The sequence below is a fragment of the Mycolicibacterium agri genome (genome assembly GCF_002553505.1).
In the GTDB taxonomy this organism is placed as follows: domain Bacteria; phylum Actinomycetota; class Actinomycetes; order Mycobacteriales; family Mycobacteriaceae; genus Mycobacterium; species Mycobacterium agri.
On the sequence record NZ_PDCP01000006.1, the window covers coordinates 31,825 to 47,825 of the forward strand.

Genomic DNA, 16,001 nt, shown 5'->3' on the forward strand with positions numbered 1-16,001 from the left:
GTAAAAGTGATAACAGATGTTTTCAAATATTTTGCCCGTGGTCGAGAGACGCTGTCAAGATGGTGAGCGTGCGGCCCTACCGCGGTGTGCAGGCAGCCGACCGCCAGGCCGAACGCCGGTCGCGACTGCTGAACGCAGGCTTGGACATCCTCGGCTCGGATTCTGACCACGCCGAGTTGACGGTGCGTGCCGTGTGCAAGCGCTCCGGGCTGACCGCTCGCTACTTCTACGAGAGCTTCGCCGACAAGGACGAGTTCGTCGTTGCGGTTTTCGACTGGGTGATCGCCGACATCGCCGCCACCACTCAGGCCGCGGTGTCGGCCGCCAGGCCCGAAGAGCAGACCCGCGCCGCCATGGCCAACATCGTCTCGACGATCATCGACGACCCCCGGATCGGGCGACTGCTGTTCAGTTCACAGTTGGCCAATCCGGCGCTGGCGCGCAAGCGCATCGAAGCCACCGCGTTGATGGCGATGCTGTCGGCCCAGCAAGCGATGAGCGCCCTGCAGGTGCCCGAAACCGACAAGCTCCGGGCGACCAGTTATTTCGTCGTCGGCGGCGTGGTGCAGACCATCGGCAGCTGGCTTGCCGGCGTGATCACGCTGACCGCTGACCAGCTGGTCGATCAGCTCAGCGCACTGCTCGACCAACTCGCCGACCGGAAGCTGTATCTCGACTAGCCTGCCGGAACGCGCGGCCGCCGGTCGGCCGCCGTCTTCGGTTTCGTCTGCGTGTCAGCTTCAGTGAATTCCTTGACCCAGCAGGCGAATTCAAGCGTGATGCCGTCGGGATCCTGGAAGTAGAACGACCGTACGTAGACGCCGGGATGCACCGTCGGCGACACCTGAGCTTCGCTCTCGTCGTGGTTCAGTACCGGTCCGACCCGCACACCCTTGTCCTTGAGCCGCTGTCGGTACTCGTCGAACTTCTCGGCGGGCACGTGGAACGCGAGATGGTTCATCGAGCTGACCGCACTGGTGATCTCACCGATGCCGGGAATGGCGGCGGGCGAAGAGATGCCGGGGACGCGGTCCGGCGCGTCGGCAAACCAGAAGAACGCCACGCAGTCGCCGTTGCCGGCGTCGAAGAAGAAGTGCTGACCCATGCCTCCCGGCAGGTCGAGCGATTTGATCAGCGGCATCCCCAGCACGCCGGAATAGAAGTCGACGGTCTTCTGCATGTCCGAGCACACCAGCGCCACATGATTGATGCCGCCGAGCTCGAATTCGGGATTGGGGTTGTCGGGCTTGATCATTTCATCAACTCTCCGGCCGACTGAGCGAAAGTGCTGCCGAGACAGAAAGCTGAATCTAACATCAGCGTCAAGTTGTAGCAATGACCGTACAGGCCCGGCGAAGGAGTACCGTGACGGTCAGTTCGCGCGAACAGTTGCTGACCTTGCGAGGGCGGCGGACACAGGCGGCGATCGACGCCGCGGCACGAGCGGTCATCGCGCGCAAAGGATTTCTGGCGACCACGGTTTCAGACATCGCCACGGAGGCGGGCAAGTCGACGGCGTCGTTCTACAACTACTACGACTCCAAGGAATCGATGGCGCGCATATGGGCCCGCCAGTTCATCGCCGAGGCCAACGAGCGCGCACGTGAGGCAAGTAAGCCTGGCCTCACTAACCGGGAGCGGTCGTACGAGGCGGCGGCCGCCTACTGGAACACCTACCGCAGCAGGCTCGCCGAGATCATCAGCGTGTCTCAACTGGCAATGGTGAACCAGGACTTCGCGCACTACTGGAATGAGATCTGTTCATTGCCGCTGGCGATGATCACGAGAGCGGTCAGGGGCGCCCAACGCGACGGTTTCTGCGAAGGCGACGATCCTGAGCTCACCGCGTTGGCGTTGCTTTCGATGCTCGATCGGTTCTGCTACCACCACTTCTTCGGTGATGGCAGGGCGAGCGTGGTTGACGACGCCGCATGCATCACCACGCTGGCCAAGGTCTTTCACCGGACGCTCTACTACAAGGAGGCGGGACCGGCATGACAAGGACACCGTCGTCGAGCACCCCCGGAGTGCTGCGCGAGTTCGTCGGACTGGACTCTCCGACCGCGCGGCGAGCCGGGTCGGGCGGTCATCCATGCCAGGGCCTGTATCACCGTGGCGTGGGGCGCAAGCCCAAGGTGGCGATGATCGCCGCGCACTACCAGATCGACTTCTCCGAGCACTATCTCGCCGACTACATGGCCACGCGCGGCATCGGTTTCCTCGGCTGGAACACCCGCTTCCGCGGCTTCGAGAGCAGCTTCCTGCTGGACCACGCGCTCGTCGACATCGGCGTCGGCGTCCGATGGCTCCGCGAGGTCCAGGGCGTGGAAACGGTGGTATTGCTGGGCAATTCCGGTGGCGGCTCGTTGATGGCGGCCTATCAGGCGCAGGCGGTCACCCCGCACGTCAATCCGCTGGACGGGATGCGTCCGGCCGCCGGACTGCTGGATCTGCCGCCCGCCGACGGTTACGTGGCCAGCGCGGCGCACCCGGGCAGACCGGACGTGCTGACCGCATGGATGGACGCGTCGGTCGTTGACGAAAACGACCCCATCGCAACGGATCCCGACCTGGACCTGTTCAACCCCAAGAACGGACCGCCGTTCAGCGAGGAGTTCGTCAAGCGCTACCGCTCGGCGCAGGTCGCGCGCAACAACGCGATAACCGATTGGGCGGAGCGGGAATTCAAGCGGGTGCGCGCCGCCGGCTACTCCGATCGACCGTTCACGGTGCTGCGCACCTGGGCCGACCCCCGCATGGTGGATCCCACGCAGGAACCCACCAAACGCCCGCCGAACATGTGCTATGTCGGCGAGCCCGCCAAGGCCAACCGGTCCGCGCACGGCATCGCGGCGGCGTCCACGCTGCGCAGCTGGCTCGGGATGTGGAGCCTGCGGCACGCGCAGACGCGGGCCGAACCTCATCTGGCCCTCATCGACTGTCCGGCGCTGGTGATCAACGCCGAACAGGACACCGGCGTGTACCCGTCCGACGCCAAGCGCATCTACGACGCGTTGGGCAGCAGGGACAAGACCCTGTGCTCCATTGACACCGACCACTACTTCACCACACCTGGGGCGCGCAGCGAGAAGGCCGATACGATCGCCAGGTGGATCGCGAAGCGGTGGCGCTGAGGGTTCTGGCCCATTTCGTTCCCGGCGAGCGTGTTCTGAAGTTTGTTGAGCCCGAGCGTGATTGGCTCGACATCCGGTACTGCGCCGAGGACGACGACGAGACCTTCTATCGCGAGCTCCCGCACGCCGAGGTGATCTGGCACGTGCTTCGGCCGCTGTCGGCCGCCGATCTGGAGGCCGCGGGCAGGTGCAGGCTGGTGCACAAACTCGGCGCAGGGGTGAACACCATCGACGTCGCGGCCGCCACCCGCCTGGGCATCGCGGTGGCCAACATGCCCGGCGCCAATGCCGCCTCGGTCGCCGAAGGCACCGTGCTGCTGATGCTGGCCGCGCTGCGCCGGTTGATCGAGCTGGACCGGGCCACCAGGGCGGGCAGGGGCTGGCCTGCCGATCCCAGCCTCGGTGAGACGGTGCGCGACATCGGCGGCTGCACCGTCGGATTGGTCGGCTACGGCAACATCGCCAGAAGTGTGGAGAACATCGTCGCCGCGATGGGTGCCGACGTCCTGCACACCAGCACCAAAGACGACGGCCATTCCGGGTGGCGCACCCTGCCCAACCTGCTGGCCGCCAGCGACATCGTCTCGCTGCACCTGCCGCTGACCGCGGACACCTCGGGGTTGCTCGACGCCGACGCGTTCGCGCAGATGAAGCCGGGCGCGGTCGTCGTCAACACCTCACGCGGACCGATCATCGACGAGGATGCACTGGTCGACGCGCTGCGCAGCGGGCAGATCGCCGCCGCTGGCCTCGACGTGTTCGCGGTCGAGCCGGTACCCGACGACAGCCCGCTCCTCGGCCTGGACAACGTCGTGCTGACACCGCATGTCAGCTGGTACACCGTCGACACCATGCGGCGCTACCTGGGCGAAGCCGTCGACAACTGCCGGCGCCTGCGCGACGGGCAGGACCTGCGCAACGTCGTCAACCCGCCCGAGTAATCTCGTTCCCAACCGACCGGTTATTAGGGAAGACGTAGGGAAGGCCCCACGAGAAGGTGCATCCATGCCCATAGCAATCAATCCTGAGCACAACGACCTCGCCGATTCCGTTCGGTCCCTGGTGGCGCGGGTGGCACCGTCCGAGGTCCTGCACGACGCGCTCGAGACGCCGATTCCCAATCCCCCGCCGTACTGGAAATCCGCGGCCGAGCAGGGCCTGCAGGGCGTGCACCTCTCGGAGGCCGTCGGCGGACAGGGCTTCGGCATCCTCGAACTCGCGATCGTTATCGCCGAATTCGGCTACGGTGCGGTGCCCGGCCCGTTCGTGCCGTCCGCGATCGCCAGCGCGCTGATCTCCGCGCACGATCCCGAAACGTCGCTGCTGCGCGACCTGGCCTCCGGCGACGTGATCGCCGCATACGCCATCGACTCCGGCTTGACCGCCACCCGGCACGGGGACGGCCTGGTCATCCGCGGCGAGGTGCGCGCGGTGCCCGCGGTCGCGCAGGCCTCGGTGCTCGTGCTGCCGGTGGCGATCGACAGCGGCGAGGAGTGGGTGGTCCTCGACTCTCACCAGCTTGAGATCGAGCCGGTGCGAAGCATCGACCCGCTGCGGCCGCTGGCCCATGTGCGCGCCAACGCCGTTGAGATCGGTGAAGACCGTGTGCTGAGCAGCCTGAGCCGCGAGTTGGCCAGGGCGCTGATGAGCACGCTGCTGTCGGCGGAAGCGATCGGCGTCGCCCGGTGGGCCACCGACACCGCCGCGGCGTACGCGAAGATCCGCGAACAGTTCGGCAGGCCGATCGGCCAGTTCCAGGCCATCAAGCACAAGTGCGCCGAGATGATCGCCGACACCGAACGCGCGACCGCGGCGGTCTGGGATGCCGCCCGCGCGATCGACGAGACACGCAAAAACGCCTCGGCCGAAAGCGCTTTCGAGTTCGCTGCCGCCGTCGCCGCGACCCTTGCGCCCGCCGCGGCGCAACGCTGTGCGCAGGACTGCATCCAGGTGCACGGCGGCATCGGGTTCACCTGGGAACACGACTGCAACATCTATTACCGCCGCGCGCTGGTGCTGGTCGCCAGCTTCGGTCGCGCGGCCGACTATCCGCAACTGGTGGTCGACACCGCGACCACTTCGGGGATGCGCAAGCTCAACATCGATCTCGATCCGGAGACCGAGAAGCTGCGTGAGGAGATCCGCGCGGAAGTGGCTGCGCTGAAAGCGATTCCGCGTGGCCCCGAGCGCGACACCGCGATCGCCGAGGGCGGCTGGGTGCAGCCGCACCTGCCCCGGCCGTGGGGGCGCGCGTCCGACCCCATCGAGCAGATCATCATCGCCCAGGAGTTCACCAGCGGCCGGGTGAAGCGACCCCAGATGGGCATCGCAGCGTGGATCATCCCGTCGATCGTCGCGTTCGGCACCGAGGAGCAGAAGCAGAAGTTCCTGCCGCCGACATTCCGCGGCGAAATGATCTGGTGTCAGCTGTTTTCCGAGCCCGGCGCGGGCTCCGATCTGGCCAGCCTGTCCACCAAGGCGACCAAGGTCGACGGCGGTTGGCGCATCACCGGCCAGAAGATCTGGACCACGGCCGCGCAGTACTCGCAGTGGGGTGCGCTGCTGGCGCGCACTGATCCGAATGCGCCCAAGCACAACGGCATCACCTACTTCCTGCTCGACATGAGCAGCGAAGGCGTCGAGGTGAAGCCGTTGCGGGAACTGACCGGCAACGCGATGTTCAACACCGTCTTCATCGACGACGTGTTCGTGCCTGACGACTGTGTGCTGGGTGAGGTGAACCGCGGCTGGGAGGTCAGCCGCAACACCCTGACCAATGAGCGGGTGTCGATCGGCAACACCGAGCCGCCGGGCATGGCAAGCCTCGACGGGCTCGTCGAGTTCGTGCGCGACGGCCAGCTCGACCAGATCGCCCAGAACCAGGCCGGCCGGCTGATCGCCGAGGGACATGCCGCCAAGATCCTGAACATGCGCTCGACGCTGTTGACGCTGGCAGGCGGTGATCCGATGCCCGCCGCGGCGATCTCCAAGCTGCTGAGCATGCGCACCGGTCAGGGCTACGCCGAATGGGCGCTGTCGACCTTCGGCACCGACGGCGCGATCGGTGACCCGGAGAGCCTGCCCGGCAAGTGGGCGGAGCATCTGCTGTACAGCCGCGCGACCACGATTTACGGTGGCACCTCGGAGGTGCAGCTCAACATCATCGCCGAGCGCCTGTTGGGTCTGCCGCGCGATCCGTAGGACGATCCGTACGACGGGAGTACTGCGACGGCCGGGGACGTCACGCTTCGACAACTGCGGTACTTCGCCGTCCTCGGCGAGGAACTGAACTACCGGCGTGCCGCCGAGCGGCTGTACATCACCCAACCTGCGCTGTCCACGGCGATCAAACAGCTCGAACACCAGCTCGGCGTTCTGCTGTTGCGCCGCAACACCCGCGAGGTCGCGCTCACCGAGCTGGGTGCCGCGTGGCTGCCCAAGGTGCGCAAGGCGCTTCGCGGAATCGACTCCGCGGTCGAGGATCTGATCGCGCTCTCGGCGCAGTACCGGCGGATCCGGTTGGGCTATCTCATCGGCACCGGTGCCGACCTGGTGTTCCGGTTGGTCCGCCACTTCGAGTCCGCCCATCCCGAGATCACCGTCGAGCCAAAGGAATTCGACTTCTCCGATCCCACCGCCGGGCTGGCCGACGGCAGCACCGAGGTGGCGATCATCCGGCCGCCGGTGGATCTGCCCGAGCACCGGATGTTCATCCTCGACGCCGAGAGCTGGATGGCGTGCCTGCCGCGTGACCATCACCTGGCGCATCGGACCGAGCTGACAACAGCCGAACTGCTCGACGAGCCGGTTGTCGTGGCGCCGAGCACCGCCGGTAGATGGCGTGACTACTGGATGGCGATGGACGCGCGGGACGGTAAACCGCCGACGATCGCGGCGGTCGCGGCGACCTACGAGGAGGAGACCACCACCATCGCCCGCGGGCTCGGCATCAGCTTCACCAGCGAAGCCAGCGCCCGGCTCTACGACCGGCAGGGCATCGTCTACGTCCCGATCACCGACCGGCCCCCGAGCTACACGGCGCTGGCGTGGCATCCGGCCGGCCTGTCCCACGAGGCCGCCGAGCTGGTGCGCCATGTCCGGGAGGAGTGGGGGTTCGGCGAAGGTCAGGCGACGGAACGACCAGCGACGTATTACTGATAAACAGGGTTTATCAGTAATCAGATTTCGGAACTTCCGCGAGGCGGCGCAGGCACGGTTTTCTGTCAGCACCCGTGTGACCCTTCTGCGCTGGAGGAGCCATGACCGACGTCGTTCCCGCCACCGATGCGAAAGTGCCGCTTGCGGCCAACCCGGAAGACGCCAAGCTCGCCGAGCTCGGTTACACACAGCGGCTCGACCGATCCGTGGGCACGCTGGCCTCCTTCGCAATCGGATTCGCCACGATCAGCGCGACGACGGCGGTCTTCACCGGGTTCGGCGCCGGATACTTCACGGCGGGCGGGCCGTTCGTCTGGACGCTGCTGCTCGCAGGCGCCGTCTTCTCGCTCTGGGCGTTCATCGCCGCGGACCTGACGGCCAAGCTGCCGTTGGCCGGCTACTCGTATCAGTGGATCAGCCGGATCAACGGCCCCGACCTCGGCTGGTTCACCGGCTTCATCGCATTGATGGGCTGGGTGTGCGGCATGACCGGCGTCGGGTTCATCCTGTCCGGCTATCTGGGCGGGTTGTTCGGCTGGAGCATGAGCCAGACCGAGCAGATCCTCGTCGCCATCGGCGTGGTGTTCCTGTGCGTGCTCATCAACATCTACGGCGTGCGCTTCGCGACCATGGTCAACAACATCGGCGTCAGCCTCGAGCTGCTGATCACTGTCGGCGCAACGGCTCTCGTCGCGATCATCGCGTTCTCGGCGCCGGAGAACCACCAGCCGATCTCGGCGCTGTTCACCGGCGGCGAAGCAGGCGAAAAGGATTCCTACATGCTCGCGTGGCTGGCCGCTGCGCTGGGACCGTTCTTCGGCCTGATTGGTGTGGAGTCAGGGGCCGACGTCGCCGAGGAGACCAAGAACGCGCGCTACGTAGTGCCGAAGACGATGTTCTACGCGCTGGTGACGTCGATCGTCATCGAGTTGCTGATGTACATCGTCTACGTGCTCGCGATCCGCGACGCTGATGCCGTCGAGGCCAACGCCGCCGCTCCGATCGAGGAGATCATCAACCAGCAGGCCGGTCCGGTGATGACGAGAATCGTTGTGGCCGTCGCCCTGACGAATATCCTGGCTTGCCTGCTGGCCAATATTCTGGTCGCTACAAGGCTGACCTATTCGATGGCCCGTGACAACATGCTGCCGTTCTCGGCGGTGTGGCGGCACGTTTCGACGAAGACAAAGACACCGAACTACGCGGTGATCGGGCTCGGTTGCCTGTCCACGGTGCTGCTGTTGTCGGCCCTGGTCAACGAGAAGGCGTTCAACTACATCATCGGCATCGCGTCGCTGCTGTTCTTCTTCGTCTACATCCTGCAGACCATCGGACTGCTGATCGGCTACCGCAAGGGCACCATCCCCGCCGCCGAACCCGGCACGTTCGACCTCGGCCGCTGGCGGCTGCCGCTGTATGTCACCGCACTGGCGGTGTTCCTGGCCGTCGCCGTCGCGCTACTGTTCCTCCCCCAGTTCACCAGCAACAAGTGGGTCTTCCTCGGCGTGGTCGCGGTAGCCGCGGGCTGGTGGGCCACAGGCCTGCGGTCACGGCTGCGGGCCGGCGATGCGGGTGCCAATTACGCTGCAACGAAAGGACTTTAAATGACTCTCACAGATACGGGCGCAAGCAACCTCGTCGCCGTCGAACCCGGCGCCATCCGGGAGGACACGCCACCCGGCTCGGTGATCCAGTACAGCGACTACGAATTGGACACCTCCAGCCCGTTCGCCGGCGGGGCGGCCTGGATCGAGGGCGAGTACGTGCCCGCATCGGAGGCGCGGATCTCGATCTTCGACACCGGATTCGGTCATTCCGACCTGACCTATACCGTCGCACATGTCTGGCACGGCAACATCTTTCGGCTGGGCGACCACCTGGACCGGCTGCTCGACGGCGCGCGTAAGCTGCGCCTCGACCCCGGCTACACCAAGGCCGAGCTGGCCGACATCACCAAGCGCTGCGTCAGCATGTCGCAGCTGCGAGAGTCCTATGTCAACCTGACGATCACCCGCGGATACGGAAAACGCAAGGGCGAGAAGGATTTGACGAAACTCACCCATCAGGTCTACATCTATGCGATCCCGTACCTGTGGGCGTTCCCGCCCGACGAGCAGATCTTCGGCACGACCGCGATCGTGCCGCGGCACGTGCGCCGCGCCGGGCGCAACACCGTCGACCCGACCATCAAGAACTACCAGTGGGGCGATCTCACGGCTGCCAGTTTCGAAGCCAAGGACCGGGGCGCGCGCACGGCGATCCTGATGGACGCCGACAACTGCGTCGCCGAAGGACCCGGGTTCAACGTGGTCGTCGTCAAGGACGGCAAGCTCGCGTCGCCGTCACGTAACGCGCTGCCAGGCATCACACGCAAGACGGTGTTCGAAATCGCCGACGACATGGGCATCGAGGCCACGCTGCGTGATGTGACAAGCCGCGAACTTTACGATGCCGACGAAGTGATGGCCGTGACAACCGCGGGCGGGGTAACGCCGATCGTCTCGCTCGACGGTGAGCCGGTCGGCGACGGCACCCCCGGCCGCGTGACAACTGCTATCCGCGACCGGTTTTGGACCCTGATGGACGAACCGTCGCCGCTGATCGAGCAGATCGAGTACTGACACGTCGCCAGCGCGGCTACGCTGCGATCATGATGCGTAGCGTGCTGGCCGCTTCGGCGGCGATGGGTCTGCTTGTGGCACAACCGCTGGCGCCTGCGACCGCGCACGCGGCCACCCTGTGCGTCGAACTCAACGGCGCCGACGAACCCGAAGGGCTGTGCCGGGTGCACGACACCGAGCCGAATTACGTGCTCGACATGTCATTTCCCGTCGACTTTCCCGACCAGGCGGCCGTCGACGACTTCGTCGCGCAGACGCGGACCGGTTTCCTCAACGCGACGCAGACGCCGAGCTTCGGCAACGTGCCCTACGCACTCGACATGAAGGTCACGCTGTGGTCGTCTGACACCACCCGCTCGGTGTCGTTCGAGATCTATCAGGATCTCGGTGGAGCGCATCCAGACACCTGGTACAAGACGTTCAACTACGACACGGTGCGCAACCGTCCGATCGAATTCGACGACCTCTTCGCGCCGGGCGCCAAACCGCTCGAGGCGATCTTCCCGATCGTGCAGCGCGAACTCGCCGCGGAGACCGGCATGTCCGAGCCGGTCATCGAGACCGATGGCATGGACCCGTCCAAGTACCGCAAGTTCGCGATCACCCCGACCGAACTCGTGTTCTTCTTCGACCGCGGCGAACTGATGGCCGGCGCCGCGGGCGCGCAAACGGTTCAGGTGCCAAGATCGGCCATTCCGCCGCTGGCTGTATAGGGCTGTCTGGGGCTATGCTGTGAAATAGATAGCTTTTCAAAGTTGTTGGCGGTAGCGATGAGAACTTTCCGACGAGGCATCCTGCGCCTGGTAACGGCCGCCGCAGCGGCCGCATCATTTCTGATAGCCGCACCCGCCCTGGTTCAGGACGCGGCGCCGCGGGCGTCTGCACAGCCGCGGCCGTGCGTCAACGGTGTCATCCCGTGGAACCCGTATGTGGTCAACTGCAATTTGCCGCCCCGCCAGCCCAGGGTGCGCGGGGCTGCTCCCGACGCCGGCGCGATCATCGCCTGCCGCAACCACCCGGGTTGTCTGGCCTGGTACGTGAATCCCCCGTACTGAGTTTCGAAACGCCCGTCAAGGGAACGGGATAAACCATGAGCAACGCCAGAGATGTTGAGAAGCGTTGGCACGATCCGACCGCGTTCCGGCAAGCCGTCAAGTACGGCGTCACCGTGATCGTGCTGGCCGGCATCGCGTTCGCGGTCTTCGGTCTCGTCGACAGGGGCTCGGTGCTGTTGGCCGCCCTGGTCCCCACGATTCTGTTTCTCGGCGGCGTCGGCGCCATGTTCAAGGCCTACCGCGTCTGGCGTGCTGGTGGCACGTGGCCGATATGGCAGGGCGCGGGCTGGTTTCTGCTCACCCTGATGCTGGTGTGCCTGTCGATTCCCTATGCGGCCGCACGGTTCGGCGGCTAACGGCCGCCAAAACCGTTACTGCGTCTTGGCTTTCTCGCCCTCTCCGCCGGCCGTTGTTTTCTCGTCGGCTCCCTCAACCGTTGTTTTCTCGTCGGCTCCGCCGACGGAAATGTCACGAAGCTCGCGCTTGAGGATCTTGCCCGTCGGGTTGCGCGGCAGTTCATCGAGGAAGATCACCTCACGCGGCACCTTGTAGCGCGCCAGGTTCTCTTTGACGTAGGTCTTGATTCCCTCCTCGTCGATGCTGGCGCCTTCGGCCTTCACGACGAACGCGCGCAGCCGATGCCCCCACTCCTTGTCCTCGACGCCGACCGCGGTGGCCTCGACGACCTCGGGGTGGCCGCTGATGAGGTCTTCGACCTCGGCGGGGAACACGTTCTCACCGCCGGAGACGATCATTTCGTCGTCGCGGCCGCTGACGTATAGCAGGCCGTTCTCGTCGAAGTAGCCGACGTCGCCCGACGACATCAGCCCGTCGATGATCTGCTTGTGGCCGCCGCCGGTGTAGCCCTCGAACGGGAAGGTGTTGCCGACGAAGATGCGGCCCACCTCGCCGCGCGGCACCTCATTGCCGTTCTCGTCGAGGATCTTGACCTTGACACCCTTGACGACGGGTCCGACGGTGGCCGGATTGATGGACAGATCCCTGGGCCGCGCGATCGTGGCGAACGCGATCTCCGTCGAGCCGTACATGTTGTAGATGACCGGGCCGAGGTCCTTCATCGCGCGTTGTGCAAGTTCGGCGCCCAGCTGCGAGCCGGACACGAACACGATCCGCAGCGACGACAGATCCGGCTTCTTGTCCATCTTCTCCAGATGGTCGAGTATCCGCGACAGCATGACGGGTACCACGACCATCGCGGTGACGCGGTGCTTTTCGATGTCGGCCAGCACGGTGGCCGGCTTGAAGCGGCGCCGCAGCACCAGCGTGGAGCCGAGCATCATCGCGATGGTGGCGTGCAGGAAGCCGAGCGCGTGGAACATCGGTGCGGGCAGCGACGTCACCTCGTTGGCCTTGAACGGCACGTGCGACAGGATGCCGCCGATCGGCGCGAGGGTCGGCGGGGTGCTTCGGTTGGCGCCCTTCGGTGTGCCGGTGGTGCCGCTGGTCAGGATGATGATCGACGAGTGCCTGGTCGCCTTCGGCGCCGGTTTGGTACTGCTGCGCGCGATCAGGTCTTCCAGCGTCTCGTCGGTGCTGCCCGACGGCTCGTCCTTGTCGGGGTTGGTGCCCAATGCGCGCAGCTTGCCCTGCGGCGGCTCTGCCTTGGCGACCGCTTTGGTGTACTCGTCGTCGTAGATGATCACCTTGGCGCCCTCGCGTTCGGACACCTCTTTGATCTGCGGGCCGGAGAACTCGCTGTTCAACAGGATGATGCGGGCGCCGACGCGGGCCGCGCCGTAGACGGCGATCAAGAACCAGCGGTGGTTGCGCGCCAGGATCGCCACCCCGTCCCCGCCGCGGATGCCCATCGCCAGCAGACCGTTGGCGACGGCGTGGGCGGCGTCGTCGAGTTCCTTGAAGGTGATCTCGCCGAAGTCGTCGATGACGGCCGTGCGGTTGGGGGTGCGGCGGGCGTTGAGCGCTGGGATCATGCCGAACTCTCCCCACCGGCGGATGTCGGCGATGAACGCGACGATGTCCTGCGGCGGCTCCAGCTTCAGCGCGCCGGCTTCAAACATTTTGCGGGCGTAGTGCAGTTCGGCGGCGCCGCGCTCCACATACTTTCCGATGGACGTCCCAAGGGACTTCCCGACGGTCTGCTGGACTTTGGCCGCTGCCGCCAGCGGAATATCGGTGAGGTTCGGCATGTGAACACCATATGTGACGCCCGTCGCACCGCGGCGCGAAAGCGCTGCGTAACTACCATGACGGTATGGCCGCATCCTCCTCCAAGGTCAAGCACCTTGAGGTGGATGGGCAGCAGGTGCCGATCACCCATCCGGACAAGGTCGTGTTTCCCGATCTGGGGGTCACCAAGCGTGAGCTGATGGACTACTACCTGGCCGTCGCGCCGGGGGCGCTGCGCGGGGTGGCCGAACGGCCGATGATCCTCAAGCGGTTCGTCAAGGGCATCACCGAGGAGGCCGTGTTCCAGAAGCGGGCGCCGGAGAAGCGGCCCGACTTCGTCGACGTCGCCGAGCTGCGCTACGCGTCGGGCACGTCGGCCAAGGAGGCGGTGCTGCACGACGCCGCGGGGCTGGTGTGGGCGGTCAACATGGGCTGCGTCGACCTCAACCCGCATCCCGTCCGCGCCGACGACCTGGCACATCCCGACGAGCTGCGGGTCGACCTCGACCCGATGCCGGGTGTCGGCTGGCGCCAGATCATCGACGTTGCATTGATCGCCCGCGAGGTGCTCGAGGACCACGGCCTGACCGCGTGGCCGAAGACGTCAGGATCACGCGGCTTCCACATCTATGCGCGCATCCAGCGGCGCTGGCCCTTCAAGCATGTCCGGCTGGCGGCCCAGGCGGTGGCCCGCGAAGTGGAGCGGCGCGCACCTGATCTGGCCACCGCGCGGTGGTGGAAGGAAGAACGCGAGGGCGTGTTCGTCGACTTCAACCAGAACGCCTTCGACCGGACGGTGGCCTCGGCGTACTCGGTGCGGGCCACTCCCGACGCTCGGGTATCGACGCCGCTGCGCTGGGATGAGCTCGCCGACTGCAGGCCGGAGGCCTTCACCATCGCGACGGTGCCGCAGCGCTTCGCCGAACTCGGGGACCCGTGGGAGGGCATGGACGACGCGCCCGGCAGCCTGGAGCCGCTGCTCGAGCTCGCCGAGCGGCTCGGGCCTGCGGAGAGGGCGCCGAAGGGCGCCAAGAAGGCAACGGGCCGCGGCGCGGGCCGGGTGTCGTCGAAGCCGCTGATAGAGATCGCCCGCACCAAGACCAAGGACGAGGCGATGGCCGCGCTGGAGGTCTGGCGCAAGAAATATGAAGAGGCCGCTAAGAAACTGAAGCCCGCCGACATCCTCGTCGACGGGATGCGGGGCCCGAGCTCGATCTGGTACCGGATCCGGATCAACCTGCAGCATGTGCCCGAGGACCAGCGACCACCGCAGGAAGAGTTGATCGCCGACTACAGCCCGTGGGAGAACTACTCGGGCGCGCAGTTCCGCAGGCCCTGAGCCGACGACGCCGATGTCGGTTCTTAGCAAAGTATTACTGGCAACTCCCCAATGCCTTAAGTGGGCGGCATAGCTTGAGGTCATGTACGGAAACCAGGCAATCGACTGCGACGGCGCGCAGATGCGTGCGGTGTGTCGTCAGCTGGCAACCGTGGTCACGGTCACCGGCGACGTCAACGACACTAACCTCGATTGCATCCGCGCCTACGCGAGACGCTTCATCATCAACGAGAAGCCCTTTGTGTTGGATCTGAGCGGCGTGACTTCCTTTACGCAGCAAGGCATTTCGTGGTTCTACGACATAGACGAGGATTGCCATCACGTCGATGTCGAGTGGGCCGTCATCGCCAGTGCACCGGTGCAGCGCACGCTGCGGTTGTCCGGTGAGCGCGAGACCTTCCCCACCGCCGAGTCCGTCCCCGAGGCGCTGGCTCACTTCGCCGAACGCATCGGCGAACGGCGCCGCCTTCTTCCCCTTCTCACCAAGACCGCCTAAAAACAGAAAGGGCGATCACGTGCTAATCGATCTTCGCTGGCTGAGCTACCTGCTGCACGGCAGGCACACCCCCGCGACCGCGCATCCTTCCCGACGCTGAGGGGCGCCCGGCCGATTCAGCGGTCGGGTGACCAGTAGTCGAGCATCTCGGCGAAGGTCTCGAACGCCGCGCCGGAGACACCGTAGGTGGCCTCGAAGTGGATGCTCAGCGGGAAGCCGAGATCGGCGACCCCGTCGATGACCCGCTTGTACAGATCGACCATCATCTGACGCTTGTCGGCGGGGTCTCGGCTCGCCAGCGTCCGGACGAACTTCTGCTCCTCGGCGACCGCGGGGTTGCCGGGATCCTGGATCAGCCATTCGATCAGCCCGACGCGGCTCTCGACCTTCGGGACGAAGCCGAACGACAGCAGAATCTCGGGCCGGTGGTCGGTAGTCGCAGCGAAGTCCTTGAGGAAGCCGACGATCGCGTCGGAGTACAGCAGCTGGGTCATCGCGAAGTTGGCGCCCTGCTTGCACTTGAAGTCGAAGCGGTCGCGTTCGCCTTCGCGCGTCGGAATCAGGATGACGCCGCGGTTGGCGACGACGTCCTCATAGATCGACAGGGCGTCGGTGGGCGCGACGCCGGACCCCTCGCCGTCGTTCATCGTGCGCGGCACACCGACGAACACGATGCCTTCGAACCCCGCGTCGCCCAATGTCGTCAGCCGCTGGCCCAGCGAGGCCTCATCCATGAAGGCGGTGACCTGGGTGCACAGCCCGCGCAGCCCCGGCAGCTCCGGCTTGATGATCGACCAGTAGTCGAGCACGTCGAGCTTGGGCTTCATCGGAACCGGACGGTCGTCGTCCTCGGCGATCATCCCGGGGATCATCACGTGTTTGATCCGGCCGTCGAGACCCGATTCCGCCGAGATGCGGGCCACCTTGCGCGCCTCTTCCGCGGCATACTCGCGCCCGCGCTCCACGTTGGGAGGCACCAGCTCGAGCGCAATTGTATTGAGGGTCACAGCGTTGCTCCTGATCCAGACGACCGAACCACGATACAGAGCG

At 65.7% G+C, this 16,001-nt stretch carries 16 protein-coding genes; 13 read left to right on the forward strand and 3 right to left on the reverse strand.

Annotated elements, in window-relative coordinates; all coding sequences use genetic code 11:
- The first annotated feature begins 59 nt into the window (after positions 1–59).
- Complete coding sequence (locus tag CQY20_RS04980; protein ID WP_097938625.1) at positions 60–680, forward strand: TetR/AcrR family transcriptional regulator; 621 nt, start codon at positions 60–62, stop codon at positions 678–680.
- Here CQY20_RS04980 and CQY20_RS04985 read toward each other — a convergent pair.
- Positions 677–1,255, reverse strand: a complete 579-nt coding sequence (locus tag CQY20_RS04985; protein WP_097938627.1) for a VOC family protein — start codon at positions 1,253–1,255, stop codon at positions 677–679. The two genes, CQY20_RS04980 and CQY20_RS04985, sit on opposite strands and share 4 nt — an antisense overlap.
- 110 nt (positions 1,256–1,365) lie before the next feature.
- Between CQY20_RS04985 and CQY20_RS04990 the strand changes: the two genes are divergently transcribed.
- The 10 genes from CQY20_RS04990 (at position 1,366) to CQY20_RS05035 (ending at position 11,324) form a co-directional block, all read left to right on the forward strand.
- The gene (locus CQY20_RS04990) at positions 1,366–1,998 is read left to right on the forward strand and encodes a TetR/AcrR family transcriptional regulator (protein WP_097938629.1); all 633 of its coding nucleotides are present in this window, start codon (positions 1,366–1,368) and stop codon (positions 1,996–1,998) included.
- Positions 1,995–3,134 carry an alpha/beta hydrolase gene (locus CQY20_RS04995; RefSeq protein ID WP_097938631.1) on the forward strand — a complete coding sequence of 380 codons (1,140 nt, stop codon included), beginning with the start codon at positions 1,995–1,997 and terminating at the stop codon, positions 3,132–3,134. The genes CQY20_RS04990 and CQY20_RS04995 overlap by 4 nt, the downstream gene beginning before the upstream one ends.
- A complete protein-coding gene (locus CQY20_RS05000) occupies positions 3,110–4,075 on the forward strand; it encodes a 2-hydroxyacid dehydrogenase (protein ID WP_234816103.1) in 966 nt (321 codons plus the stop codon). Before CQY20_RS04995 ends, CQY20_RS05000 begins: the two co-directional genes overlap by 25 nt.
- Positions 4,076–4,139: 64 nt before the next feature.
- Complete coding sequence (locus tag CQY20_RS05005) at positions 4,140–6,335, forward strand: acyl-CoA dehydrogenase family protein (protein WP_097938633.1); 2,196 nt, start codon at positions 4,140–4,142, stop codon at positions 6,333–6,335.
- A 54-nt stretch (positions 6,336–6,389) separates the two neighbouring features.
- Positions 6,390–7,292 carry a LysR family transcriptional regulator gene (locus CQY20_RS05010; protein WP_097938635.1) on the forward strand — a complete coding sequence of 301 codons (903 nt, stop codon included), beginning with the start codon at positions 6,390–6,392 and terminating at the stop codon, positions 7,290–7,292.
- A 101-nt stretch (positions 7,293–7,393) separates the two neighbouring features.
- Positions 7,394–8,896: an APC family permease gene (locus tag CQY20_RS05015; RefSeq protein ID WP_097938637.1), complete on the forward strand. Its 1,503-nt coding sequence runs from the start codon at positions 7,394–7,396 to the stop codon at positions 8,894–8,896.
- Positions 8,897–9,913, forward strand: coding sequence for an aminotransferase class IV (locus CQY20_RS05020; RefSeq protein WP_097938638.1), 1,017 nt, complete (start codon positions 8,897–8,899; stop codon positions 9,911–9,913).
- Positions 9,914–9,942: 29 nt separating this feature from the next.
- Positions 9,943–10,626 (forward strand): esterase, encoded by a 684-nt coding sequence (locus CQY20_RS05025; RefSeq protein WP_097938640.1) that lies wholly within the window; start codon positions 9,943–9,945, stop codon positions 10,624–10,626.
- Positions 10,627–10,683: 57 nt separating this feature from the next.
- Complete coding sequence (locus CQY20_RS05030) at positions 10,684–10,968, forward strand: hypothetical protein (RefSeq protein WP_165789240.1); 285 nt, start codon at positions 10,684–10,686, stop codon at positions 10,966–10,968.
- Between the two features lie 35 nt (positions 10,969–11,003).
- Positions 11,004–11,324 (forward strand): hypothetical protein, encoded by a 321-nt coding sequence (locus tag CQY20_RS05035; RefSeq protein ID WP_097938642.1) that lies wholly within the window; start codon positions 11,004–11,006, stop codon positions 11,322–11,324.
- 15 nt (positions 11,325–11,339) lie between these two features.
- Here CQY20_RS05035 and fadD2 read toward each other — a convergent pair whose 3' ends face one another.
- Positions 11,340–13,136: a long-chain-fatty-acid--CoA ligase FadD2 gene (fadD2, locus tag CQY20_RS05040; RefSeq protein WP_097938644.1), complete on the reverse strand. Its 1,797-nt coding sequence runs from the start codon at positions 13,134–13,136 to the stop codon at positions 11,340–11,342.
- A 65-nt stretch (positions 13,137–13,201) separates the two neighbouring features.
- Here fadD2 and CQY20_RS05045 point away from each other — a divergent pair, with 65 nt between their 5' ends.
- Positions 13,202–14,455 (forward strand): DNA polymerase domain-containing protein, encoded by a 1,254-nt coding sequence (locus CQY20_RS05045; protein ID WP_097938646.1) that lies wholly within the window; start codon positions 13,202–13,204, stop codon positions 14,453–14,455.
- 82 nt (positions 14,456–14,537) lie between these two features.
- Positions 14,538–14,951 carry an STAS domain-containing protein gene (locus tag CQY20_RS05050; protein ID WP_097938648.1) on the forward strand — a complete coding sequence of 138 codons (414 nt, stop codon included), beginning with the start codon at positions 14,538–14,540 and terminating at the stop codon, positions 14,949–14,951.
- A 116-nt stretch (positions 14,952–15,067) separates the two neighbouring features.
- Here the strand turns inward: CQY20_RS05050 and CQY20_RS05055 are convergent, their stop codons facing one another.
- Positions 15,068–15,958: a mycobacterial-type methylenetetrahydrofolate reductase gene (locus tag CQY20_RS05055; RefSeq protein WP_097938797.1), complete on the reverse strand. Its 891-nt coding sequence runs from the start codon at positions 15,956–15,958 to the stop codon at positions 15,068–15,070.
- Positions 15,959–16,001 lie beyond the last annotated feature (43 nt).